Here is a 24,648-nt window from a genome sequence, read left to right as displayed (position 1 = left end):
GCGAAACTCGAGGCCGTTAGGCCGACGCTCTTGATCTTGATCTTTGAAAGACAAGCCTAAAGGTGCCCCGCCAACTCACACGCCTCCCGATCCGCCTTCGCATTCGCCCCGAAATCCTCGGCCAGCAAATCCACCAGCCCCCGCACCGACGGCAACAACCCCCGGCGAGACGGGAACACCGCATGAATCAACCCACTCGGCGGCCGGAACCCCGGCAGCAACTCAACCAGCCGTCCCTCATGCAACGAATGCCGAACCATGATCTCCGGCATCTGCACCACCCCCACACCCTCCACCGCCGCACGGTGCAACGCATCCAGATCAGACGTCACAAAGCGCGGCTGATGAGCAACCTCGATCCGCTCATCCCCCGGCCCGATCAACGCCCAACGGTGCTCACGATTCGCCGGCGCCAGATCCATACTCGGCAGACCCACCAGCTCCTGCGGCGTTCGAATCGTCCTGCCCTCCAGCAATGACGGACGAACCACCAATCGCTGATTGCTCTCGCCCAACACCTTCATCACCAGATTCTCGTCGTCCAGCGGCGGAAAGCGCACCCTCAGCGCGATGTCATACCCTTCCCCCAACACATCCACCCGACGGTTGGAGCTCTCCACCTGAATCTGCACTTTCGGGTGCAGCACCAGAAACCTGGCAATCGTGTCGCTCACCCCCATCGCCCCCAGCGCCGGCGGGCAACTGATGCGCACAATGCCCTGGGGTTCGGACCTCGACTGCTCGACGACCTTCTCCGCAGCATCGGCCTCCACCAGCATCGCCACGCAGTGCCGGTAATAATCCAGCCCCACCTCGGTCACCGTAAATTTGCGCGTGGTGCGCTGGATCAGACGTACCCCGAGCCGATCTTCCAGCTGAGCAATGCGCCGACTAAGCTTGGTCTTCGGCACGTCGATCTTGCGCGCGGCGGCGGCGAACCCCTTGTTCTCTACCACCTGCACGAAATAATACAAATCGTTGAAGTCGTACACGGTATGCCGCTCGCCTGGTCGGAAGGGGCTGCGATTGTCGCAGGTTGCAAATGGGCTGTCCTGCGTCGCAGCGTGCAAACGATCCAGCCAGATCGTTCATCGCTGTACACCCCTTGACCTTGCCAGAATGGCAAGGTTGATCCTTACTGGACATCGACTTCCCGGAGTGTCCGCGATGCCCCGTTCACACACATTTGACCTGCCCATTACCGGCATGACCTGCGCCAGTTGCGCAGGCCGGGTTGAGCGCGCCTTGCGCAAAGTCCCCGGCGTTCAAGTCGCCACGGTCAACCTCCGCGACGTGCACGCCGAGGTCTTGCCCGCCGACAAAGCCGCAACCGTCGTGGCGCTGAAGAAAACCGGCGTGGTGGCGATGGTCGGTGACGGCATCAACGACGCCCCTGCCCTTGCCGCGGCCGACATCGCCATCGCCATGGGCGGCGTCAGCGTCGTGAGCAACGCCCTGTTGCTGAAAACCTGGATACCCAAAGACAAACCCAAAGACACTGGAGACGCGTCATGAACATCGGACAAGCCGCGAAACGCAGCGGCCTGAGCGCCAAGATGATTCGCTATTACGAATCCATCGGCCTGCTTCCGGCTGCCACCCGCACCGACAGCGGCTACCGCCTGTACGGCCCGAACGAGTTGCACACCCTGGCGTTCATCAAACGCTCGCGGGATTTGGGGTTTTCCCTGGAAGAAGTCGGCAAACTGCTGACCCTCTGGCAGGACCGCGGACGCGCCAGCGCCGACGTCAAGGCGCTGGCCCACAAGCACATCGTCGAACTCAATCAGAAAATCGAGGAATTGGCCGGGCTGCGCGACACCCTGCAGGACCTGGTCAGTCACTGCCAGGGTGACCGCCGCCCGGACTGCCCGATTCTGGCGGACCTGGCGTCGAATGGCGGTCGCACCGATCAGCCCGCATAAGCGCTTAAGGCACCCGCGCGGCAGGATCATTTCGCCCAGTGCAATGCTGGATTGCGGCATTGGGTCATTCCGCAACCTTTCAGATCGCGGGATGATCGGCGTGCGGCAATAAATCAGTCAGAAGTCCTCACCCCACCGCCGAAGCGCCATTCTGCCCTGCGTTCGCCTTTGTTTATCCCTGGAGATTCTGTGATGACCCGGAACATGCGTTTTGCCTCGCTGACCGCCAGCGCCCTTTGCGCCCTGGCCGGTCTGTCATGGTTAGGGCTTTCATGGGCTGCGAGGGCTGAATCATCCCAAGGCACGCCAGCTGACGCCTCGCCAGTGTTCGGCGTAACGCTGCCACCGGGCTACCGCGACTGGCCATTCGTGAGCATCGCCCATGAAGCCGGGGACAAGCAGGACATCCGCGTCATCCTCGGCAACGACATCGCCATGCAAGCCTTCAAAGACGGCACGCGGCCGTTTCCGGACGGCGCGATCATTGCCCGCCTTGCCTACAACTACGAGGTGTCGGCGCAGAACAACGCGGTCTTCGGTCGTGAGCAATCGTTCGTCGCGGGCGAACCGACCAACGTGCAAATTGAAATCAAGGATTCGAAACGCTTCGCCAGCACCGGCGGCTGGGGTTATGGGCAATTCGAAGAGGGCAAAGCCAACCCCAGCGAGAAACTGGCCAACAGCTGCTTCGCCTGCCACAACAAATTGCCGCCGGCGACCGACCTCATCTTCACCCGTTATTCCCGCTGATGCGTAGGCGGGAAAGGAGCAGCTGCATGCTGCTACACAGGGGCTCACCCGTGGCAGAATGCATTCTCTGAACCCGGGAACACCGCCATGCACATTGAAGCAGTCGCCGCGTTCTGCCTGAATCTTCCAGGTGCTCGGGAGGATTACAAATGGGGCGGCGTCAGGGTTTTCTCCATCGCGGACACCAAAATGTTCGCGGTGATGGGCCTGGCGGGCAACGACCTGTCGTTCAAGGTCGGCGCCGAGCTGTTCCTCGGCTATGTAGACCGTCCGGGGGTGCGACCTGCGCCGTACCTGGCCCGCGCCCACTGGGTCACCCTCACCTACCCGTTCGCCATGGGCGAGGCAGAGCTGAAGGAACTGCTGACCCGCTCCCACCAGTTAGTGGTCGGCAAACTGTCGAAGCGCCGGCAAGTGGCGCTGAAGTTGTAGCCACGCTCGTCCAGCCTTTTACGTCAGTGGTCTAAAACAGGTGGCGCGAGATCAGGCTACCGCCGAACAGCAGGCGGTCCATCCAGAACAGTTCATGCAGCAGCACAATCAACCAGAACACCCACTGGTACGAGAACTTGCGGGTTTTGTGGCGAAACACTTGCTGAGCCAGCAGCGCACCCGGCCAGCCGCCGAGCAGCTCAGCGGCATGCAGCAGCCTTTCCGGCGTGCGCTGGCCGCTATGTCGGGCCTGCTTCTTGTCGTAGCCGTACAAGGCAAAGGCGACAACGCTCATCAGCCCGTAGATCGCCGCCGGCAGCCAGCTCACGCCGCTTGTCCAATACGTGACGACCCCGTAAACCGGCAGGCCGCACAGCAACACCAGCGCCAGCAGCTTGATTTTCAGAAAGCGCACGACAGGCGTGCCAGCGCCCCGGCCACCCGGATGTTGCGGTTCGGAGCGTTGAGTCATTGGATGATCAGCCCTGCACGCTGGACCAGTCGACCCAGCCGAATTGCCAGGTCGCCAGGATCAGCAAACCAAAAGCGATGCGGTACCAGGCGAAGACGTCGTAGCTGTGGGTGGCGATGAACTTGAGCAAGGCGCGCACGGCGATCATGGCGAAGATGAACGCGGCGATGAAACCGATGGCGAACACCGGCAGGTCATCGGGCTGGAACAGGTGGCGGTATTTGTACCCTGAGTATACCGAGGCGGCGATCATGGTCGGCATCGCCAGAAAGAACGAAAACTCGGTGGCGGTCTTCCGTGACAGGCCGAACAGCAGCCCGCCGATGATGGTCGAGCCCGACCGCGAAGTGCCGGGAATCATCGCCAGGCATTGCGCGAAGCCGACCTTCAGCGCATCCACCCAGGTCATCTCATCCACTGTCTCGGCGTGAATCACATGCTCGCGGCGCTCGGCCCAGAGCATGATGAAGCCACCCACCACCAACGCTACGGCCACGGTGATCGGGTTGAACAGGTATTCGTGGATCAGATCGGCAAACAGCACCCCGAGGACCATGGCTGGCAGCACGCCGACGATGAGGTTGGCAGTGAATCGCCGCGCTTCTGGCCGCGTGGGCAAACCGGTGACGACGTCGAGGATCTTGCGGCGGAATTCCCACATCACCGCGAGGATCGCCCCCAGCTGAATAATGATATTGAACGCCATCGCGCGCTCGCCGCCAAAACCGATCAGATCAGCGACGATGATCTGATGGCCCGTGCTGGAAATCGGCAAAAACTCTGTCAGCCCTTCTACAACCCCAAGTATCAGCGCCTGTGCGGCGGTCCAAAGATCCATCATTCCCCCGGCTGGAACCTGCTCATGGCAAGGCTCTCTTGATATGTATTACAAACTGTTGCGCGAACGATAAACGGTCGAGCGTAAAAAAAGCATGAACGCAGGCTGTCTGGCTCGGGCATGAGCGCGGCGATGCTAGCAGACCTTTCTGACGAACGCCCTAGCATGAATACTGGCGCGAAGGCTTTGACGTTTACCCCGTCCTCGTTACATTTGCGCTATGAACGCCGCAGGTGGCTCTGGCTGTTTTTCCACTGCCTGTTCAGACGCTTGCGACGCATCATCGAGCCCCACCCCGGGCGATAAAGCGCCTACAATCGCCGACCCGTTTTTTCATCCTTCCTCAGGAGTTGCCATGTCAGGGCTTGAACTGTTCGCCGCTGCACTCGGTGTCATTGCCGTCTGGCTGACAGTCAAACAGAACCCGTGGTGCTGGCCGATCGGGCTGGTCATGGTGCTGCTCTACACCTGGATCTTCTTTGACGTGAAGCTCTACTCCGACATGCTGCTGCAGGTGGTGTACGCCGGGCTGCAAGTGTATGGCTGGTGGCAATGGACCCGCAGAGGCGCGGCGGACAGCGGCCGTATCGTCACCTCGCTGGGCAGCAGCAGCCTGTTGCTCAGTCTGGTGGCCGGCGCGGTGGTCAGCCTTGCCCTCGGGGCGGCCATGGCCCACTTCACCGACGCCGCGCAACCCTGGCTCGACGCCGCACTGACCGGCTACAGCCTGGTGGCGCAGGTCTGGATGGCGCAGAAGCGCGTGCAGTGCTGGCCGTTGTGGATCCTGCTGGACGTGATCTTCGTCGGCCTGTTTCTCTATAAAGCGCTGTACCTTACCGCCGGCCTGTACGCGCTGTTCACCCTGCTCGCCGTCCAAGGCTGGCGTGACTGGCGCGCCGACCCTGCGATGGCGCGTTGACCGGGATGAAAGTGCTGGTCCTGACGGGGCCTGAGTCCAGCGGCAAGAGCTGGCTGGCGGAAGAGATTCAGCGACATTTCGGCGGCGTACGGGTGGGCGAATACGTGCGCCAGTTCATCGATGAGGTGCAGCGCGATACCTGCTACGCCGACATCGACGTCATTGCCCGGGAACAACTGGCCCGGGAAGACGCCGCCCGGTCGCTGAAGCCGGCGCTGCTGATCCTCGACACTCACTTGCTCAGCAACATCCTCTGGAGTCGTACGCTGTTCAACGACTGCCCGGCCTGGCTCGAAACCGCCCTCGCCGAGCGCCAGTACGATCTGCACCTGTTGCTGTCACCGGAAGGCGTCGAATGGATCGGTGACGGTCAGCGCTGCCAGCCGGCGCTGGGTGAACGCCAGGCATTCTTCGAGGCCAGCCGGCAGTGGCTGGTGGCCCATGGGCAGCCTTTCGAAGTGATGGGTGGAAGCTGGAGCTACCGCAGTGAGCGAGCATTGCAGCGGGTCGCCCAGTTGATTAACGACTGAATGCCCACAAGCCGGACGGTGAGCGCCGGCGGATAAATCGCCCAACGCCTGTTCAACGAATCTGGTGTTTGTGCAGCAAGCGATAGAACGTCGGCCGAGAGATGCCGAGCACTTTGGCTGCCACGCTGAGGTTGTCGCTGTGCCGGGTCAACACATCGCAGAGCGCTTGCCGTTCCGCCCGGGACTTGTATTCATCCAGAGTGGCCATGCTGGAACTGATTTCTTCTTCGCCCAGCAGCCCGAGATCGAACGCCTCGATCTGCCGCCCTTCCGCCAGCACCAGCCCGCGGCGTACCCGGTTCTCCAACTCCCGCACGTTGCCGGGCCAATCGTGCTTGCCCATGGCGACCAGCGCATCCTGACTGAAATTGCGCGCCCGCCGGCCGGTTTCCCTGCTATAGAACTGAGCGAAGTGATTGGCCAGCAAAGCCAGATCGCCGTGCCGCTCGCGCAAAGGCGAGGTGCCCACCTGCAACACGTTGAGCCGGTAATACAGGTCTTCGCGAAAACGCTTCATGCGAATCGCCGCTTCCAGGTCGACATTGGTCGCCGCCAGCACGCGCACATCAACCGGGACCCGCTCGCCCGCCACTTCAATGTGCCGATCCTGGAGGAACCGCAGCAAATTCGCCTGCACCTCCAGCGGCAGGTCGCCGATCTCGTCGAGAAACAGCGTGCCGCCATTGGCCTCTTCGATGCGGCCCGTCTTGCGCTGGCGTGATGCGTCGACTCCTTCGCCAGATGCGCCGAACAATGCCTCCTGCAGCAGATGCTCCGGCGTCGCCCCGCAATTGATCGAAATAAAAGGCTGCTCGCGGCGCTGGGACTGCGCATGCAGCGTGCGAGCGATCAATTCCTTGCCCGTCCCGCCTTCGCCACGGATCAGCACCGGCGATTCGGTGGGCGCCAGCTTGCTCAGCAATCGCCGCAGCTCGCGCATTGGCCGACTTTCCCCCAGCAGTTGCTGGCCAGGGTGCTCCCCATACGGGGCGTCTTTGCCGCAAAGGGCACCGTTGGCATAGCTGGCGCCTTTGGCGTAGCTGACGCCCTTGGCACGCAGCCGCGTCATGCCGTAGGCGCGCCCCAACGTAACCTGCACCCGGGCAACGTCGAAGGGCAAGGTATGGAAATCGAAGAACCACTCGCAGACGAAATCACCGATGTGCTCGCGGCGCAGGTCCTCGCTGGTCAGCACGGCGATCCATTCGGTGTTGCTTCGGGAGATAAGGGACTTGACCACTTCAGGGTGTTCGAAGTGCTCGGGCAGCAGACGGATAAGGCCGACGTCACAGGGACGCAACGCCGCTTCTTCAAGGGTGCAGCTGTCGACATCCCAGCCCGCGATGCGCAAGCCGGGGACTAATCGCAGACATTCCTCGCACGGTTCGACGATCAGCAGGCGGCGGATGGAGGCCAGATCATGCATGTGAGTTTCCTTGGCGCCGGGGTCGCGTAGTGATCATGGAGAAAAGTTCTTGTAAACAGTGCCTTGTGAAGGCCGATTGACACCATAGCAAGATTTTTGACGCACCCTTGGATCGATTCTCTATAAGCCTAAGATCGAAACGTGCTTAGCACTTGCGTGCAAAAGCTGGCGGTCTTGGCCACGAAAACGCTGGCCTCGCAGAAGTCTGGACCAGGCGCGGGAAGGAAGCGCGGCTGAAGCGCCGCTTAAAATAAATCAAGAAATTTCAGGAATGGGTGTGACTCAGCCCCGGGGGACGGTCATCAGTACAAGTAGCAACACAAGTAGCGACACGAGTAGCCACCGAGCGAAACGCCCGCCGCCGGTGCACAACGGATACGGGCACTTTGAGGACAGTCCATGAACGCCCCCTTGCGCTTCAACGATGCTTTGCTGATTGCCGGCCACGCCTTTGAACCCTTCCAGTGTGTGGCCTGGGCCCCACAGGACGGCAATGGCGAACTGAGCCTGACCGTCGTCGACCGCACCAGCACCCGCATTGGCCGCAAGCAGATTCCAAGCAGCGCCTATTCCGATCCGAAACAACTGGCGCAGTTTCTGGAACAGGCCCGTGCCGAAATCAGCGGCGAAGGCTACAGCCTCGAGCCGTGGACCATGCCCGCCTGAGCATCTGCCGTCGAAGCGCTTGCCGACGAAGCGCTGTCAGCACTCGTCGATGTGGTGGTAATCCGCGTTTAGTTGCGCGGCAATGTCTCGGGCACGGCCCAGTCGAATGGGGCCGCGCTCGATGTCGATCAGCAGCACGGGACCGCTGAACAAGGGAAGCGGCTGCGCCGGTCGTGCTGATAGCGCCGGCATGTCCTTAACGCGCCCGTCCGTGAGAATCAGCACCCGTTGCTGTTCCGCCGGGCAGCGCTTCTGCCGCTTTGCAGACCAGTCGGCCGCCTGATTGATCGCATCAAACAGCGGCGTGCCGCCCCCCGCACCCAGTGCGTCGAGCCAAGGCTGCAACGCAGCGCTGGCCTTCAGGCCCTGATGCTGCCAGCGCGCGCCCTTGCCGCTGGCAGTCAGCAACGCCAATCGGGCGCGCTGCCGATAAGCATCATCGAACACCCCCGCCAATAAACCCTTTGCCTGACTCAACGCCTGATTGCGCCGGGTCGATGCCGACGCGTCGACGATCACCAGCCAGAGCTGCTCCGGCCGGCGACTGCGGGGCTGATGTACCAGGTCGCTGCGAACCCGCGGGCGGCCGCGGAGCAAGGTTGGCAGCCAGGCAATGGCGCCCTCTGCACCGGGGCGGGCAGCGCCGTTTCGGCCGCCGCCCAGTGCGCCCGGTCGAGGGCTGGCATTCGCCCCCTTCGACGGGCGGGGGCGAATGCCTAGGGCTTTTTTGGCCAGTGGGGCACTTCTTTGCGATTGCCCGTCTGCACGCTGCGGGCGGGTAGCTCACCCCAACTGCCCTCGCCTGTTTCTGGCCCGTTATGCTGCGGCAGAGCACCGTTGTCGGGTTTCGGCGGGGTTTGTTCTGACGGCGCAGGCGGTTGGGACTGGGACTGATGCGGCGGCTGCGGCTCGCGACGACGATGGCGCAGGGCGAAATCTGCCACGGCGTCGATGTCCGCATCGGTGATATGGGCACTGCCGCACCAGGCGGCATGGGCACGCGCCGCCCGCAACCAGACCAGATCCGCCCGCAAACCGTCGACCCCGGCCGCAAAGCAACGCTCGGTGATCAGGCCCAGGCTGACGTCATCCAGCTCAATGTTCGGCAACAGGTTGCGAGCGGTTTCACAACGGGCCTTCAACGCCTGCTGTTGCGGGGCCCATTGCTGACAGAACGCTTCAGGCGCGGCGTCGAAATCCAGCCGGCGGCGAATGATCTGCCCGCGCTGTTGCGGCAATGTCTGCCCGCTCAACGCCACGTTCAGGCCGAAACGGTCGAGCAGCTGCGGGCGCAGTTCGCCTTCTTCCGGGTTCATGGTGCCAATCAGCACAAAACGCGCCGCATGGCGATGGGAGATGCCGTCGCGCTCCACCAGATTGACCCCGCTGGCGGCTACATCCAGCAGCAGATCGACCAGATGGTCCGGCAGCAGATTAACCTCATCGACGTACAGCACGCCGCCGTCCGCCTTGGCCAGGACCCCCGGCGAGAACGCAGCGCGGCCTTCGCCCAGCGCCGCGTCAAGGTCCAGCGTGCCGACCAGGCGCTCTTCGGTCGCACCCAGCGGCAGCGTGACGAACTGACCGCTGGCCAGCAGATCCGCCAGCCCTCGGGCCAGGGTCGATTTGGCCATGCCGCGCGGCCCCTCGATCAACACGCCGCCGATTTTCGGGTCGATGGCGGTCAGGCACAGGGCGAGCTTCAGGTCATCGGCACCGACGACGGCGGCCAGGGGAAAATGTGGGGTGTCGGTCATGTCGGGCTCTGTTCACACATCGGATAGTAAGGTCGTGGCGCATGTCGATGATCCACGCACGACGTGCAGGAGCGCGCTTGCCCGCGATCGGGTCGGTGCATCCGACTCATTTCTGCCGTCTGAACCGACGTTTTCGCGGGCAAGCGCGCTGCTGCCGTCGCCGCTGTAAGCCTTGGCGTCTGACTCATGACTCTTCGATGTCCAGCAACAGATTCTCCAGCGCTTCCCGGTATTCGCCAGGTTCCTGCCACAAGCCGCGCTGCTGCGCTTCGAGCATGCGCTCGGTCATGTCCCGCAGCGCGTCGGGGTTGTGCTGCTGGATGAAATCGCGGGTCGAGGTGTCCAGCAGATAGGCATCGGCCAGCAGCGCGTATTGGTGGTCGTCGATCAGCTCGGTAGTGGCGTCGAAGGCGAACAGGAAATCCACCGTCGCCGCCATCTCGAACGCGCCCTTGTAGCCGTGTCGCTTGACCCCTTCGATCCACTTCGGATTGGCCGCCCGCGAGCGCACCACCCGGTTGAGTTCTTCCTTCAGCGTGCGGATCTTCGGCAAATCGGGCTGACTGTGATCACCGTGATAACTGGCGACCTTCTCGCCGGACAGGCTTTCCACCGCCGCGAGCATGCCGCCTTGAAACTGGTAGTAATCGTTGGAATCCAGCAGGTCGTGTTCGCGGTTGTCCTGGTTCTGCAGCACCGCCTGGACCTGGCTCAGCCGCTTGGCAAAATCGTCACGGGCCGGCGTGCCTTCGTCGCTGCCGCCGTAGGCGTAACCGCCCCAATTCAGGTAAACCTCGGCGAGGTCTTCGCGGCTCTGCCACAAGCGCCCGTCGATGGCGTTCTGCACCCCCGCACCATACGCCCCCGGTTTGGCGCCGAAGATACGCCAGCCGGCCTGCTTCGCCGCTTGCTCGGCATCCAGACCGTCGCGCAGCAGTTGCTCGCGCTCCTGGCGCACGCGGGCGGCCAGCGGATTCATGTCGTCGGGCTCGTCCAGCGCTGCGACGGCCTGCACCGCGGCGTCGAACAGGCGAATCAGGTTGGTGAACGCGTCGCGGAAGAAACCGGAGACCCGCAGGGTCACATCGACCCGAGGCCGATCAAGCAGGCTCAGGGGCAGGATTTCGAAATCATCGACGCGCTGACTGCCCGTCGCCCACACCGGGCGCACGCCCATCAGCGCCATGGCCTGGGCGATGTCATCACCGCCGGTACGCATCGTGGCCGTGCCCCAGACCGAAAGCCCAAGCTGACGTAAATAATCACCATGATCCTGTAAGTGCCTCTCCAGCAACAGGTTTGCCGACTGGAAGCCGATTCGCCAAGCGGTCATGGTGGGCAGGTTACGCACGTCCACAGAGAAGAAATTACGCCCGGTGGGCAGCACGTCCAGCCGTCCGCGACTGGGGGCTCCGCTCGGCCCGGCCGGGACAAAGCGGCCGCTTAGCGCGCTAAGCAGGTTCGTCATTTCCGCAGGACCGCACGCGTCGAGACGCGGAATCACCACTTCATGCAAAGACTGAACAACCTCGGACAATCCTTCGTTTTCAAAGCAATTACTAATCGGTACGCCGTCTGCAATCTGCCCGATCATCTGCGCTGCCAGCAGCTCCAGACGCTCGCGGGTATCGCCCGTCGTGCGCCATGGTTCAGCGCTGACCTCATGTAATGCCTGAGGTTTGTCGCCGGTCCACGGCGCGCCCAGATCACAGTCCAGCGGATCGAAATCCAGCGCCAGTGCCTGACTCAACGCGCGCAGAAGACTCGCCTGACCGCCGCGACCATCGCCGCGAGGCACCCGCACCATCGCCAGCAGCGTGTCGATGCGCAGCCGGCCAGTGGGCGACTCGCCGAACACGTGCAGGCCATCGCGGATCTGCGATTCCTTCAGGTCACACAGGTAGGTGTCCAGACGCGGCAGCCACACGGCGGCGTCGGCCTCGCTGTTGGCATTCCCGTCCATGGCCAGTTCGCGGTCGATATGGGTTTCGCGGACCAGCCTGAGAATGTCTTTTTGCAGCTCCCGGGCACGGCGCGGATCGAGTAGCTGCGCTTCGTAGTATTCGTCAGCCAGCAGTTCGAGATCGCGCAACGGACCGTAGGTTTCGGCGCGGGTCAGCGGCGGCATCAAGTGGTCGATGATCACCGCCTGGGTGCGGCGCTTGGCCTGGGCGCCCTCGCCCGGATCGTTGACGATGAACGGGTAGATATTCGGCATCGGGCCGAGGATCGCGTCCGGCCAGCAGTGCTCGGACAGGCCGACGCCTTTGCCCGGCAGCCACTCCAGATTGCCGTGCTTGCCGACGTGGATGACGGCGTGGGCGCCATAGCGTTTGCGCAGCCAGAAGTAGAACGCCAGATAACCATGGGGCGGAACCAGATCGGGGTCGTGATACACCGCACTGTGGTCCACGTTGTAGCCCCGCGCCGGTTGAATGCCGACGAAGGTCATGCCGAAACGCAGGCCGGCGATCATCATCCGCCCGTCGCGGCACATGGGATCGGTATGCGGCACGCCCCATCGCGCGATGACGGCATCGCGATTGGCTTGCGGTAAGGCCTGAAACGCGGCGAGGTACTCGTCCATGGCCATGCTCTGGTGGCAAGGCCGTTGATCGAGGCTGTCCGGGTCGTTGGTGACGCCGCCGAGCAAGGCGTGAATCAGCGCGGTGCCGGTCTCGGGCAAGTCCTCGACCGGATAACCCTCGGCCTGCATGGCTTTGAGGATGTTCAGCGCGGCCGCCGGCGTGTCGAGACCGACGCCGTTGCCAATGCGCCCGTCGCGAGTCGGGTAGTTGGCGAGAATCAGCGCCACGCGCTTGTCGGTGTTGGCCGTTCGGGCCAGCAGCACCCAGCGCCGGGCCAGTTCGGCGACGAAATCCATGCGTTCCGGCTGCGCGCGGTAGCAGACCACGTCGGACTGGCTGCGCTCACTGTGCCAGGCCAGGTCCTTGAAGCTGATCGGCCGGCTGATGATGCGCCCGTCCAGTTCCGGCAACGCGATGTGCATGGCCAGATCGCGAGACCCCAGGCCTTGCGCGCTGGCCTGCCAGGCCGGTTCGTTGTCCTGGGCGCAAATGGCCTGAATGACCGGAATGTCCCGGCGAAACGGTCGCACATCCGGCGCTTCCGGGCTGGATTGAGCGAAGCCGGTGGTGTTGAGAATGACCTCGCACTCCACCTCGTCGAGCCAACCCTGCAACGCCGCCATGCAGCCGGCTTCCTTGAGGCTGGCGACGGCAATCGGCAACGGGTTCAGGCCCTGGGCCGACAAGCGCTCGCAGAACACATCGATGAACCCGGTGTTCGCGGCTTGCAGGTGGGAGCGGTAGAACAGCACGGCAGCGACCGGCTGATCCGCGCGCCAGTCGGCCTGCCAACGGGCCAGGTCCGCGTTGGCGTTCTGCGGGTGATAAATCACGGTGCGCGGCAGGGTTTGCGGCTCGGCCCAGGGATAGTCGCCGCCCAGCCAGCGCGTGGCGATGAAGTTGAACAGCGCCAGCGCGTTGTGTTTGCCGCCCTGACGCAGGTAGTGCCAGAGCCGCTCGCGGTCTTCGGTGGATTCCGTGCCCAGTGCGCTCAGCTCGGGGTCCGGCCGATCGCAGCCGGGCACCAGAATCAGCTTCACCCCTTTCGCCGCCAGCTCCACCAACCGCTCGACGCCGTAACGCCAGTAGCCGATGCCGCCGTGCAGGGAAATCAGAATGACTTTGGCGTGGCGCAGCACCTCGTCGACGTACAGATCCACCGATGCATGGTTCTGCACCTGCATCGGATTGGCCAGGCGCAGGCTCGGGTAGTCATCCGGCAGTTGCTGCGCGATTTCAGCCAGCAGCGCCAGATTTGAGTCGGCGCTGCACAGGATCACCAGCTCGGCGGGCGTCTGGCCCAGGTCAGCGATGTTGTCGTCGGGAACAAACCCGCCGGGCTGAGTACGCAGCAGGTGCATGGTTAGCCTTTGATCCCAGAGACCGCGTCACGTAATGAGACCGCAGCGCGCAATTGCGCCTCGAGAACGCCGGCGTCCAGCTCCTGGCCGATCAGCACCAGGTGGGTTTCACGGGCTTCGTCGGGTTTCCAGGCGCGGTCGAAATGCTTGTCGAAACGCGTGCCGACGCCTTGCACCAGCAGGCGCATGGGTTTGCCGGGAATGGCCGCGAAGCCTTTGACACGGAGGATGCCGTGCTGCACGACGGCCTGGGTCAGGGCATCGAGCAACAGCGATTCGTCGGCCTGGGGCAGCGTGATGGAGATCGAGTCGAAGGCGTCATGGTCGTGATCATCGTGATCGTCGCCTTCGTGGTGATCGTGGTGGGTCTTGCGGCCATCGATGTGCAGCTCGGATTCAGCGCCCAGGCCCAGCAATACGCTGATAGGCAGCTGACCCCTGTTCGCTTCGACGATCTTCACCGCCGGCGGCAGTTCTTCGGCGACTTCCGCGCGTACGGCGGCCAGAGCGTCGGCGTCGAGCATGTCGGCCTTGTTCAGCACGACGAGGTCAGCGCTGGCCAGTTGGTCGGCGAAGAGCTCGTGCAACGGCGATTCGTGGTCCAGATTCGGGTCGAGTTTGCGCTGGGCGTCGACCTGATCCGGGAACGCGGCGAAGGTGCCGGCGAGCACGGCCGGGCTGTCGACCACGGTGATCACGGCATCGACGGTGCAAGCGTTGCGGATTTCCGGCCACTGGAAGGCTTGCACCAGCGGTTTCGGCAGGGCCAGGCCCGAGGTTTCGATGAGGATGTGATCGAGGTCGCCGCGACGGGCGACCAGTTCCTGCATCACCGGGAAGAACTCTTCCTGAACGGTGCAGCACAGGCAGCCGTTGGCCAGTTCGTACACACGACCGACTGCTTCCTCTTCGGTGCAGCCGATGGTGCATTGCTTGAGGATGTCGCCGTCGATGCCCAACTCGCCGAATTCATTGACGATGACGGCGATGCGCCGACCTTCGGCGTTGTCGAGCATGTGCCGCAGCAAGGTGGTTTTGCCCGAGCCGAGAAAGCCGGTGACGATGGTGACGGGGAGTTTGGCCAGTGTTTTCATCGGTTGCCCTCAGGCGTGCGGCAGGGCAACGAGGACGAAAACTGCGCAGGGCCGGCGGAAGCAGGCGCGCGGTTCGATTCGCTACCGGATCACCCCGCCCGGTTGTAGTGAAATTCCTCGGCCGCGCGCAGGCGGTCCGATTCGAGGCAGGTCTCCTGGCTCACGGCGGCCGGTCGCCGATGGGCATCATCAGGCGACTGGCATTCATTGCGCCTTCCCGCTCGCGCAGTGGCTGTGCAATGAAGCTGTCCGTTTACAGTTGCGGGGGCAGCTGCGGCATGTCACCGCATTCCCTTCTTAGCGCCGGTGGCCTTGATACTGGATAAAGGCGGCCGGCGAACCTCAAGTGCGCAAGGCTACGCAGTGACTGGAAGCCGGTCAATCGCGCTGTTGCAGTGATTGCAGCGCCGATTGGCCCACCGAATGACCGTTCGATTGACGACTCGAACAGTGCGTGGTCTCCTACACACCTTGTTACGGGTGCCCTTCACAGGGTGAAACGGGAAACCGGTGCGTGCAGACCTTCGGGTGTGTATCAGTCCGGTGCTGCCCCCGCAACGGTAAGCGAGTGAAGAGTCAGATCCACTGTGTCGGCAACGACATGGGAAGGCGATTCTTGAAGGCACGACGGCTGTAACGGCTGATGCATGTGCCCCTCGCGAGCCCGGAGACCGGCCCGACAACGCTACCTAACACAACCCGCGGTGGGCGGGCGCTGTTGAGCACTGCCAGCCTTCGCCTGCGGTGTCTTCGCGCCTTTCCGTCCGCTGAATCCACTTCAGAGGGAAGCGCCATGTCCATCAGCACACCCCGCCAGACGTCCGGCACCAGCACAAACACCACAACAGCCGTGACCGCCACGCAAAGCCAGCGCCTTGTCGTCGCCGTCAGCGCGATGTTTCTCGGCGCGTTTCTGGTGTACTTCGCCGGCTTCTCCCACATCGATGCAGTGCACAACGCGGCACACGACACCCGTCACAGCTCCGCCTTCCCCTGCCATTGAGACCTGCCGCCATGTTCAAGCAAATCGCGCAAACGGCCGGGTTCACCGGACTGCTCGCCGCCCTGTTGTTGACGCTGCTGCAAAGCTTCTCGGTGGCGCCACTGATCCTGCAGGCGGAGACCTACGAGAAGGCCCCGTCGGCTGACATGCATGAGCACGCCGAGGGTGCGATGGCCGGCCATGTCCATGACGCCGAAGCCTGGGAGCCGGAAGACGGCTGGCAGCGCGTGCTGTCCACCACCGGCGGCAATCTGGTGGTGGCGGTCGGTTTCGCTTTGATGCTGGCGGCGCTGTACACCTTGCGTTCGCCGACCAGTGCCCGCGAAGGCGTGTTGTGGGGATTGGCCGGTTATGCCGTGTTCGTGCTGGCGCCGACCCTCGGCCTGCCGCCCGAACTGCCCGGCACCGTTGCGGCTGACCTGACCCAACGGCAGGTCTGGTGGGTTGGCACTGCCGCCTCCACCGCTACGGGTCTGGCGCTAATGGTGTTTGCCAGGCACTGGCTGCTGAAGATATCGGGCGCGGTCATTCTGGTGGTGCCGCATATCGTCGGCGCGCCGCAACCGGCGGTCCATTCGGCGCTGGCGCCGGAAGCCCTGGAGGCGCAATTCAAGGTAGCGTCGCTGCTGACCAATGCCGTCTTCTGGATTGCCCTGGGCTGGATCAGCGCCTGGCTGTTTCGTCGCAGTGAAGCACCCGCGACGCAACCCGGCTTGAACCCCGCGTTGTGAATGATTCGCGCGACCGGCCGCTGTGGGTGGTCGGCCTGGGCTGCCAGCGCGATTGTTCAGCGCTGGGACTTCGGCAGTTAATGGAAGATGGTTTGCGGGAGTGTCGGCTTGAACTGCAGGACATTGCTGCCCTCGCCTCAATCGATGGCAAAGCGGATGAAGCGGGGTTATTGGAGCTGGGTCATGCGCTGGGCCTGACGGTCGGGTTCTTCAGTGCGGGTGATCTGGCAGCTTACGAGACTCAGCTCAGCCATCGATCCGAGCTCGCTTTCGAGCGCACCGGATGCTACGGCGTGGCGGAAAGCGCGGCGTTGGCGATGGCAACGCGGCTGACCGGCTCGCCGGCGACACTGGTCATCCCCCGCCGAAAAAGCCCCCATGCGACATTTGCGCTGGCAACCGGGACGGGTAAGGCTGGCGCAATCTTGTAGGATCCGCTCAACCTTGTAGGATCCGCTCAACCTTGTAGGATCCGCTCAACCTTGTAGGACCGGCTCAATCCTGTAGGACCGGCTTTAGCCGGGAAGGCATCAGGCGTCACACTGTAGATTTCGAGGGTGTACGCACAGGCCCCTTCCCGGCTAAAGCCGGTCCTACAGAGGCAGACCGCGTGCATTCAGTCAGAGATGGGCGCGAGCTTTTTGTAGGACCGGCTTTAGCCGGGAAAGCGTCAGGCGTCACGCCGCCAAATCGAGGGTGTACACGCAGGCCCCTTCCCGGCTGAAGCCGGTCCCACTGGACCGCCTGCAGCCATCCAAACAGTGCTCAAACGAATTCCAATCAGGACACCCCATGACTGTTTTTTTCATCGGCGCCGGCCCCGGCGATCCGGACTTGATCACCGTCAAAGGCCAGCGGCTGATCCGCTCCTGCCCGGTGATCATCTACGCCGGCTCGCTGGTGCCTGAAGCGGTGCTGGAGGGGCATCAGGCGGTTCAGGTGACCAACAGCGCTTCATTGCACCTGGAACAGATTATCGAACTGATGAAATCCGCTCATGCACAGGGTCAGGATGTGGCGCGGGTGCATTCCGGCGATCCCAGCCTGTATGGCGCCATCGGCGAGCAGATCCGCTGCCTGCGCGAATGGCAGATCCCCTTCGAAATCATCCCCGGCGTCACCGCCACCGCTGCGTGCGCCGCGTTGCTCGGCACGGAACTGACGCTGCCGGACATTTCCCAGAGCGTGATACTGACCCGCTACGCTGACAAAACCGACATGCCCGACGGCGAAAGCCTCGGTGACCTGGCGCGGCATCGGGCAACCATGGCGATTCACTTGGGGGTGAACAACCTCGGCAAAATCGTCGCCGAGCTGACCCCACACTATGGCGCGGATTGCCCGATCGCCGTGGTGCATCGCGCCAGTTGGCCGGATCAGGACTGGGTCACGGGCACTCTGGCGGACATCGAGGAGAAGGTGCGGATCAAGGGATTCCGCCGCACCGCGCTGATTCTGGTAGGCCGGGTGCTGGGCAACGACGTGTTCAGCGAATCATCGCTGTATCGCGCGGGCCATGCGCATGTGTTCAGGCCCTAGCTGAACGACGTGCCCGAAACTGACCCGATCTGCCTTTGATTCTGGCCGAAGGCCGTAGGAGCGCGCTTGGTCTGGGCCGCATCCGGACGAATGCGTCGGGTCAATCACTACAGGAATATCTGAAAAATCGCTTTCGCGGGCAAGCGCGCTCCTACAATGACCGTCGCTACCCACAACCCACAAAAAAGCCCCGAACCAGTCGGGGCCTTGCTTTCAACACAATCACTTCTCAGTAATACGCGTTTTCTTTCTGGGTGTGGTCGGTCACGTCGCGCACACCGGTCAACTCGGGAATGCGCTCCAGCAGCGTGCGCTCGATGCCTTCCTTGAGCGTCACATCCGCCTGACCGCAACCCTGGCAACCACCGCCAAACTGCAGAATGGCGACGTTCGCCTCATCTTCTTCCACGACCTCGATCAAGGTCACCTGGCCGCCGTGACTGGCAAGACCCGGGTTGATCTCGGTCTGCAGGTAGTAATTGATGCGTTCGTTGATCGGGCTGTCGGCGTTGACCATCGGCACTTTGGCGTTTGGCGCCTTGATGGTCAGCTGGCCGCCCATGCGGTCGGTGGCGTAATCGACAACGGCGTCGTCCAGAAACGCTTCGCTGAATGCGTCGATCCAGGCGGTGAAGCTTTTCAGGCCGATGGCCGTGTCTTCCGATTTTTCTTCGCCGGGCTTGCAGTAGGCAATGCAGGTTTCAGCGTATTGGGTGCCAGGCTGGGTAATAAACACGCGGATGCCGATGCCGGGTGTGTTCTGCTTTTCAAGCAGATCGGCCAGGTAATCGTGGGCGGCATCAGTAATCGTAATAGCGGTCATAAAAACTCCTCGCAGACGTGGGGCGCAGTTTACGCCAATCAACTGCGCCTGACAAAGCCCTAGTGTTTTAGTCGGGTAAGTGACCCGACCGCTACCCGGCGCCTGTCAGGACAGCGCCGTCTCCTTGCTCGCCCGTCGCTGATCCAGCCAGCCTTTCATGCGCCGGTGCAGACCCTTCTCGATCCATTCATAACTGAGCCACGCACCCAGCGCGATGACCGGCACACAGACGGCAAACACCATATACGGGTTCAGGCCGTAACGCTCGCTCACCAGCCAGCCCGCATACAGCACCAGCACGTGGAGCAAATACACTGAGTACGAGCAATCGCCCATGACTTTCAGGAGGCGGTAGCCGCGCAGATAAGGTTCAAGGGAGATGCACGCGACCACGATCACCGCACTCGGCAGGCCCCAGTTAATGATGCGAGGCGCCGGTTGCAGGTGATCGATGGTGAACAGCGCAGCGCCGATCGCGATTAATGGCAGCCACAGCCGCTCGCTGATCCAGCCCCGGCGATACACCACACCCACGAAAATACCGAGCAGGAATTCATAAACGATGTCATTGGCGTAGAACCGGCTGACCAGCCCGGAACGGCCGAGCACATCGGTAATGGCGAAAAGCGCCGCCGCCAGGATCACCGGGCGCAGACGCTGTTGAAACAGGAAGACCAGCGAGAACAGGACGTAGAAGAGCATCTCGTAATTCAGCGTCCAGCCCACGTTGAGGGTGGGATAGAGGCCGTAGCCGCCGGGGTTTTCCGAAGGGATGAACAGGAGCGACAGCGCAAAGCTCTGCCAGTCGACGACTTGGTGGGGCAGCAGCGGCTGAGCGACGACCACCAGCAGGCCCATCACCAGCGTGTAAAGCCAATACGCCGGGACGATACGAATGACCCGGTTGAGCATGAAACGGCCGGCGGGAATGTCTCTGTCCACCGTCGACAGGTAGATGACCAGACCGCTGATGACGAAAAAAATGTCGACACCGACGGCGCCTTTTTCAGTGAAAAAGCGGCCGACCGGCCCACTCGGATGGAAGTCGAAAAAAATCTGCATGAAGTGGTGACACACCACAGCCCACGCGGCGAGTGCCCGCAGGGCCTGAACCGAAATCAACATCTGCAACCTCTTGCTTCGTCTGGATTGACCTTCGGTGCCACGCCAAAACAGGCAGGGTGTCGAAGAGCGACTCACAAGTCCGACTTCAAAAATTGCAAAAAGGTTCGACGCCACTGACGGGCTGCGTAATGGCTGCGCGCCATGTTTTACAAGGGTTTCAGCGTTTCGGACAGCGTGCGTGGGGCTGGCACCGAAAGCAGCGTTTCGCAAAGTCTGTAGGGGCCGGCTTGCTGGCGAAAGCGGTGTATCAGTGACATCAACGCCACAGGACGACACGGGTTCGGCAGCAAGCCGGCTCCTACAGCTCGATGACGGTGCTCGCCCGAGCTGTGCAATCAGGATGCGCCCGGGTCAGAGACAATTGTCCTCAACATGAACAGAATTCATGCAAATCCTGGAATGATTTAAATCCACGCAGGTTTGCTATGATTTCGCACTTTTCAGCAACACCATTTCGTACTTCTTCATCCGGGTAACCTTCATGTCAGATCGCAGCGCGCGTCTTCAAGCACTCCAGCAGGCTCTTCAACAGCGAATCCTGATCCTCGATGGCGGCATGGGCACGATGATCCAGAGCTATCGGCTGGAGGAAGAAGACTACCGCGGCAAGCGTTTTGCCGACTGGCCGAGCGACGTCAAGGGCAACAACGACCTGTTGATCCTGACCCGGCCCGACGTAATTGGCGCGATCGAAAAGGAATACCTCGACGCCGGCGCCGACATTCTCGAAACCAACACCTTCAACGCCACCCAAGTGTCACAGGCCGATTACGGCATGGAAGCGCTGGTCTACGAACTGAACGTGGAAGGCGCGCGCCTGGCTCGCCAGGTCGCCGACGCCAAGACGCTGGAAACCCCCGACAAGCCGCGTTTCGTCGCCGGCGTGCTCGGCCCGACCAGCCGCACCTGCTCGCTGTCGCCGGACGTCAACAACCCCGGCTACCGCAACGTGACCTTCGACGAGCTGGTGGAAAACTACACCGAAGCCACCAAAGGCCTGATCGAGGGCGGTGCGGACATGATCCTCATCGAAACCATCTTCGACACCCTCAACGCCAAAGCGGCGATCTTCGCCGTTCAGGGCGTGTTCGACGAGCTGGGTTTCGAGCTGCCGATCATGATTTCCGGCACCATCACCGACGCCTCGGGCCGCACCCTGTCCGGCCAGACCACCGAAGCATTCTGGAACTCCGTGCGCCACGCCAAGCCGATTTCCGTGGGCCTTAACTGCGCGCTGGGCGCCAGCGAGCTGCGGCCTTACCTGGAAGAACTGTCGAACAAGGCCGAGACCCACGTATCGGCGCACCCCAACGCCGGCCTGCCCAACGAATTCGGTGAGTACGACGAAGCCCCGGCAGAGATGGCCAAGGTCGTCGAAGAGTTCGCCCAGAGCGGATTCCTGAACATCGTCGGCGGTTGCTGCGGCACCACCCCGGCGCACATCAAGGCCATCGCCAACGCCGTTGCCCCGTATGCGCCGCGGCCGATTCCGGAGATCCCGAAGGCCTGCCGCCTGTCCGGGCTGGAGCCGTTCACCATCGATCGCAGCTCGCTGTTCGTCAACGTCGGCGAGCGCACCAACATCACCGGCTCTGCCCGCTTCGCCCGCCTGATCCGCGAAGACAACTACACCGAAGCCCTGGAAGTCGCCCTGCAGCAGGTTGAAGCCGGCGCCCAGGTGATCGACATCAACATGGACGAGGGCATGCTGGACTCGAAGAAGGCCATGGTGACCTTCCTCAACCTGATTGCCGGCGAGCCTGACATCTCCCGCGTGCCGATCATGATCGACTCCTCGAAATGGGAAGTCATTGAAGCCGGCCTCAAGTGCATTCAGGGCAAGGGCATCGTCAACTCGATCAGCATGAAAGAAGGCGTCGAGCAGTTCATTCATCACGCTAAATTGTGCAAGCGCTACGGCGCGGCGGTAGTCGTGATGGCCTTCGACGAAGCCGGCCAGGCCGACACCGAGGCGCGTAAGAAGGAGATCTGCAAGCGCTCCTACGACATTCTGGTCAACGAAGTGGGCTTCCCGCCGGAAGACATCATCTTCGACCCGAACATCTTCGCCATCGCCACCGGCATCGAAGAGCACAACAACTACGCCGTGGACTTCATCAATGCCTGCGCCTACATCCGCGACGAGCTGCCGTACGCGTTGACCTCGGGCGGCGTGTCCAACGTGTCGTTCTCGTTCCGCGGCAACAACCCGGTGCGCGAGGCGATCCACTCGGTGTTCCTGCTGCACGCGATCCGCAACGGCCTGACCATGGGCATCGTCAACGCCGGCCAGCTGGAGATCTACGACCAGATCCCGGCCGAACTGCGCGACGCGGTGGAAGACGTGGTGCTCAACCGCACGCCGGAAGGCACTGACGCGATGTTGGCCATCGCCGACAAGTACAAGGGTGACGGCTCGGTCAAGGAAGCGGAAACCGAAGAGTGGCGCGGCTGGGAGGTCAACGAGCGCCTCAAGCACGCGTTGGTCAAGGGCATCACCACGCACATCGTTGAAGACACCGAGCTGTCGCGCCAGTCGTTCAAGCGCCCGATCGAGGTCATCGAAGGCCCGCTGATGGCTGGCATGAACGTGGTCGGCGACCTGTTTGGCTCAGGCAAGATGTTCCTGCCGCAGGTCGTTAAATCCGCCCGCGTGATGAAACAGGCCGTGGCGCACCTGATTCCCTTCATTGAAGAAGAGAAAGGTGACAAGCCGGAAGCCAAGGGCAAGATCCTCATGGCGACGGTCAAGGGCGACGTTCATGACATCGGCAAGAACATCGTCGGCGTGGTGCTGGGCTGCAACGGCTACGACATCGTCGACCTCGGCGTGATGGTGCCGGCGGAGAAGATCCTGCAGGTTGCCCGGGAGCAAAAGTGCGACATCATCGGGCTGTCCGGCCTGATCACGCCGTCGCTGGACGAAATGGTTCACGTCGCCCGCGAGATGCAGCGTCAGGACTTCCACCTGCCGTTGATGATTGGCGGCGCGACCACCTCCAAAGCCCACACGGCGGTAAAGATCGATCCCAAGTACAGCAACGACGCGGTGATCTACGTCACCGATGCGTCCCGCGCCGTGGGTGTGGCAACGCAGCTCTTGTCCAAGGAGCTGAAAGCCGGCTTCATCGAGAAGACCCGCGCCGAATACGTTGAAGTGCGCGAGCGCACGTCTGCCCGCAGTGCCCGCACCGAGCGCCTGAGCTACGGCGCGGCCGTCGCCAAGAAGCCGCAGTTCGACTGGGCCAACTACCAGCCGGTGAAGCCGACGTTCACCGGGGTCAAGGTGCTGGAAGATATCGACCTGAACGTGCTGGTGGATTACATCGACTGGACGCCGTTCTTTATCTCCTGGGACCTGGCCGGCAAGTACCCGCGCATCCTGACCGACGAAGTGGTGGGCGAAGCGGCCACCTCGCTGTTCAAGGACGCCCAGGAGCTGCTGCGCAAACTGATCGATGAGAAGCTGATCCGCAGCCGCGCCGTGTTCGGCTTCTGGCCGGCGAATCAGGTCGATCACGACGACATTCAATTGCTCGACGACCACGGCGCGCCGCTGGCCAAGCTGCATCACTTGCGCCAGCAGATCATCAAGACCGACGGCAAGCCGAACTTCTCCCTGGCCGACTTCGTGGCGCCCCAGGGCAGCGGCGTGACCGATTACGTCGGTGGCTTCATCACCACCGCCGGCATCGGCGCGGAAGAGGTGTCGAAGGCGTATCAGGACAAGGGCGACGACTACAACGCGATCATGGTCAAGGCGTTGGCGGATCGGCTGGCCGAGGCCTGCGCCGAGTGGCTGCACCAGCAGGTGCGCAAAGAGTATTGGGGCTATGCGCGCGACGAGCAGTTGGGCAACGATGAGCTGATCAAGGAGCAGTACACCGGCATTCGCCCTGCCCCCGGCTATCCGGCCTGCCCGGACCACACCGAGAAAGGCGTGTTGTTCGAGCTGCTCGACCCCGCCCAGGGCAACGGCAAACCCGGCGTCAGTGGCGTGTTCCTCACCGAGCACTACGCGATGTTCCCGGCGGCAGCAGTCAGCGGTTGGTACTTCGCCCACCCTCAGGCCCAGTATTTTGCCGTGGGGAAAGTGGACAAGGATCAGGTGGAAAGCTACACGGCGCGTAAGCAGCAGGAGTTGAGCGTGACCGAACGCTGGCTGGCGCCGAATCTGGGGTATGACGAGTAAACGGCGAATTCATTATTGGCCGACCTGATCATTCGGCCAACGCGACACCTGTAGAAGGGACCGGGGTGGCGCTCCACTTTGCCCGCGAAGACGTCGTTACAGGCGATAAAAATGTGTCGGATGTACCGACCCTTTCGCGGGCAATCGCGCTCCTACACCGATCTGCGGCACCCGCCGAGCCCGTAGGAGCCGGCTTGCTGGCGAGCCCGATTTTCGCAGACGCCGTTGCAGCGTCTGCATGAACGCATTCGCCAGCACGTCGGCTACTGCGGATGGGTGGTATCCGCCAAGCCTGTGCAGGAGTCAGAGCCTTTAAGGAGACGCAGGACCCCGCTACTGATGAGTCACCCAGAACGCCACCGCCCCCACCACCAGCACAATAATGAACAGAATGGCCCATGCATCCACATGGCTCTCGGATTTGGCAACTTTCGGGTGATTTCGCATTGCATCGCCTTTTGTCTGTTTTATGGGTGA

At 62.5% G+C, this 24,648-nt stretch carries 20 protein-coding genes, 3 pseudogenes and 2 riboswitches; of the genes and pseudogenes, 12 read left to right on the top strand and 11 right to left on the bottom strand.

Annotation, left to right across the window (positions count from 1 at the left end):
• Positions 1-56: 56 nt before the first annotated feature.
• A complete protein-coding gene (locus L4G42_RS16605; RefSeq protein WP_237254091.1) occupies positions 57-992 on the bottom strand; it encodes a LysR substrate-binding domain-containing protein in 936 nt (311 codons plus the stop codon).
• A 127-nt stretch (positions 993-1,119) separates the two neighbouring features.
• Here L4G42_RS16605 and L4G42_RS16600 point away from each other — a divergent pair.
• The 4 genes and pseudogenes from L4G42_RS16600 to L4G42_RS16585 all read left to right on the top strand — a co-directional run.
• Positions 1,120-1,434, top strand: a pseudogene (locus L4G42_RS16600) (heavy-metal-associated domain-containing protein); the annotation flags it as partial.
• 77 nt (positions 1,435-1,511) lie between these two features.
• A complete protein-coding gene (gene cueR, locus L4G42_RS16595) occupies positions 1,512-1,925 on the top strand; it encodes a Cu(I)-responsive transcriptional regulator (protein WP_237254093.1) in 414 nt (137 codons plus the stop codon).
• Between the two features lie 192 nt (positions 1,926-2,117).
• Positions 2,118-2,675, top strand: coding sequence for a cytochrome P460 family protein (locus tag L4G42_RS16590; protein ID WP_237254094.1), 558 nt, complete (start codon positions 2,118-2,120; stop codon positions 2,673-2,675).
• Between the two features lie 87 nt (positions 2,676-2,762).
• A complete protein-coding gene (locus L4G42_RS16585; protein ID WP_237254095.1) occupies positions 2,763-3,107 on the top strand; it encodes an MmcQ/YjbR family DNA-binding protein in 345 nt (114 codons plus the stop codon).
• Positions 3,108-3,138: 31 nt separating this feature from the next.
• Here L4G42_RS16585 and L4G42_RS16580 read toward each other — a convergent pair whose 3' ends face one another.
• Together L4G42_RS16580 and L4G42_RS16575 are read right to left on the bottom strand one after the other, a co-directional pair.
• Positions 3,139-3,579 (bottom strand): DUF1294 domain-containing protein, encoded by a 441-nt coding sequence (locus tag L4G42_RS16580; protein ID WP_237254096.1) that lies wholly within the window; start codon positions 3,577-3,579, stop codon positions 3,139-3,141.
• A 7-nt stretch (positions 3,580-3,586) separates the two neighbouring features.
• Complete coding sequence (locus tag L4G42_RS16575) at positions 3,587-4,417, bottom strand: undecaprenyl-diphosphate phosphatase (RefSeq protein WP_237254161.1); 831 nt, start codon at positions 4,415-4,417, stop codon at positions 3,587-3,589.
• A gap of 355 nt (positions 4,418-4,772) precedes the next feature.
• Between L4G42_RS16575 and pnuC the strand changes: the two genes are divergently transcribed.
• Both pnuC and L4G42_RS16565 read left to right on the top strand, forming a co-directional pair.
• On the top strand, positions 4,773-5,336 hold the full coding sequence (gene pnuC / locus L4G42_RS16570; RefSeq protein WP_237254097.1) for a nicotinamide riboside transporter PnuC: 564 nt from the start codon (positions 4,773-4,775) through the stop codon (positions 5,334-5,336).
• A 5-nt stretch (positions 5,337-5,341) separates the two neighbouring features.
• Positions 5,342-5,866: an AAA family ATPase gene (locus tag L4G42_RS16565; RefSeq protein WP_237260949.1), complete on the top strand. Its 525-nt coding sequence runs from the start codon at positions 5,342-5,344 to the stop codon at positions 5,864-5,866.
• A gap of 52 nt (positions 5,867-5,918) precedes the next feature.
• Here L4G42_RS16565 and L4G42_RS16560 read toward each other — a convergent pair.
• Positions 5,919-6,833: pseudogene (locus L4G42_RS16560) on the bottom strand (sigma 54-interacting transcriptional regulator); the annotation flags it as partial.
• A gap of 77 nt (positions 6,834-6,910) precedes the next feature.
• Positions 6,911-7,292 (bottom strand): annotated as a pseudogene (locus L4G42_RS26385) (VpsR-related response regulator); the annotation flags it as partial.
• A 399-nt stretch (positions 7,293-7,691) separates the two neighbouring features.
• Here L4G42_RS26385 and L4G42_RS16555 point away from each other — a divergent pair.
• The gene (locus L4G42_RS16555; protein WP_062381945.1) at positions 7,692-7,958 is read left to right on the top strand and encodes a hypothetical protein; all 267 of its coding nucleotides are present in this window, start codon (positions 7,692-7,694) and stop codon (positions 7,956-7,958) included.
• Positions 7,959-7,994: 36 nt separating this feature from the next.
• On the opposite strand, the gene L4G42_RS16550 is transcribed toward L4G42_RS16555, so the two are convergent.
• The 4 genes from L4G42_RS16550 to cobW form a co-directional block, all read right to left on the bottom strand.
• Entirely contained in the window at positions 7,995-8,621 is a 627-nt protein-coding gene (locus L4G42_RS16550) for a vWA domain-containing protein (RefSeq protein ID WP_237254162.1), read from the bottom strand.
• A 53-nt stretch (positions 8,622-8,674) separates the two neighbouring features.
• The gene (locus L4G42_RS16545; protein WP_237259523.1) at positions 8,675-9,715 is read right to left on the bottom strand and encodes a magnesium chelatase ATPase subunit I; all 1,041 of its coding nucleotides are present in this window, start codon (positions 9,713-9,715) and stop codon (positions 8,675-8,677) included.
• A 184-nt stretch (positions 9,716-9,899) separates the two neighbouring features.
• Positions 9,900-13,664 carry a cobaltochelatase subunit CobN gene (gene cobN / locus L4G42_RS16540; protein WP_237254101.1) on the bottom strand — a complete coding sequence of 1,255 codons (3,765 nt, stop codon included), beginning with the start codon at positions 13,662-13,664 and terminating at the stop codon, positions 9,900-9,902.
• Between the two features lie 2 nt (positions 13,665-13,666).
• Positions 13,667-14,758 carry a cobalamin biosynthesis protein CobW gene (gene cobW, locus L4G42_RS16535; RefSeq protein ID WP_237259521.1) on the bottom strand — a complete coding sequence of 364 codons (1,092 nt, stop codon included), beginning with the start codon at positions 14,756-14,758 and terminating at the stop codon, positions 13,667-13,669.
• A gap of 128 nt (positions 14,759-14,886) precedes the next feature.
• Positions 14,887-15,118: riboswitch (cobalamin riboswitch) on the bottom strand.
• Positions 15,119-15,219: 101 nt separating this feature from the next.
• Positions 15,220-15,452: riboswitch (cobalamin riboswitch) on the top strand.
• Between the two features lie 99 nt (positions 15,453-15,551).
• Here cobW and L4G42_RS16530 point away from each other — a divergent pair.
• The 4 genes from L4G42_RS16530 to cobM all read left to right on the top strand — a co-directional run bounded on the left by L4G42_RS16530 (position 15,552) and on the right by cobM (position 18,031).
• Positions 15,552-15,761, top strand: coding sequence for a CbtB domain-containing protein (locus tag L4G42_RS16530; protein ID WP_237254103.1), 210 nt, complete (start codon positions 15,552-15,554; stop codon positions 15,759-15,761).
• 11 nt (positions 15,762-15,772) lie between these two features.
• Positions 15,773-16,492, top strand: a complete 720-nt coding sequence (locus L4G42_RS16525; protein WP_237254104.1) for a CbtA family protein — start codon at positions 15,773-15,775, stop codon at positions 16,490-16,492.
• Positions 16,489-16,923: a cobalamin biosynthesis protein gene (locus L4G42_RS16520; protein ID WP_237254105.1), complete on the top strand. Its 435-nt coding sequence runs from the start codon at positions 16,489-16,491 to the stop codon at positions 16,921-16,923. Before L4G42_RS16525 ends, L4G42_RS16520 begins: the two co-directional genes overlap by 4 nt.
• 361 nt (positions 16,924-17,284) lie before the next feature.
• Positions 17,285-18,031, top strand: a complete 747-nt coding sequence (cobM, locus tag L4G42_RS16515) for a precorrin-4 C(11)-methyltransferase (RefSeq protein ID WP_237254106.1) — start codon at positions 17,285-17,287, stop codon at positions 18,029-18,031.
• A gap of 229 nt (positions 18,032-18,260) precedes the next feature.
• Here the strand turns inward: cobM and nfuA are convergent, their stop codons facing one another.
• On the bottom strand, positions 18,261-18,854 hold the full coding sequence (nfuA, locus tag L4G42_RS16510; protein WP_237254107.1) for a Fe-S biogenesis protein NfuA: 594 nt from the start codon (positions 18,852-18,854) through the stop codon (positions 18,261-18,263).
• Positions 18,855-18,959: 105 nt separating this feature from the next.
• The gene (locus L4G42_RS16505) at positions 18,960-19,979 is read right to left on the bottom strand and encodes an acyltransferase family protein (protein ID WP_237259519.1); all 1,020 of its coding nucleotides are present in this window, start codon (positions 19,977-19,979) and stop codon (positions 18,960-18,962) included.
• A 481-nt stretch (positions 19,980-20,460) separates the two neighbouring features.
• Here L4G42_RS16505 and metH point away from each other — a divergent pair, with 481 nt between their 5' ends.
• Complete coding sequence (gene metH, locus L4G42_RS16500; protein ID WP_237254109.1) at positions 20,461-24,171, top strand: methionine synthase; 3,711 nt, start codon at positions 20,461-20,463, stop codon at positions 24,169-24,171.
• Positions 24,172-24,648 lie beyond the last annotated feature (477 nt).

Origin of the sequence: Pseudomonas petrae (assembly GCF_021728295.1) — a bacterium.
GTDB classification, from domain to species: domain Bacteria; phylum Pseudomonadota; class Gammaproteobacteria; order Pseudomonadales; family Pseudomonadaceae; genus Aquipseudomonas; species Aquipseudomonas petrae.
Note: the sequence above shows the minus strand (reverse complement) of the source record. Positions and strands in the feature narration are given on the sequence as shown.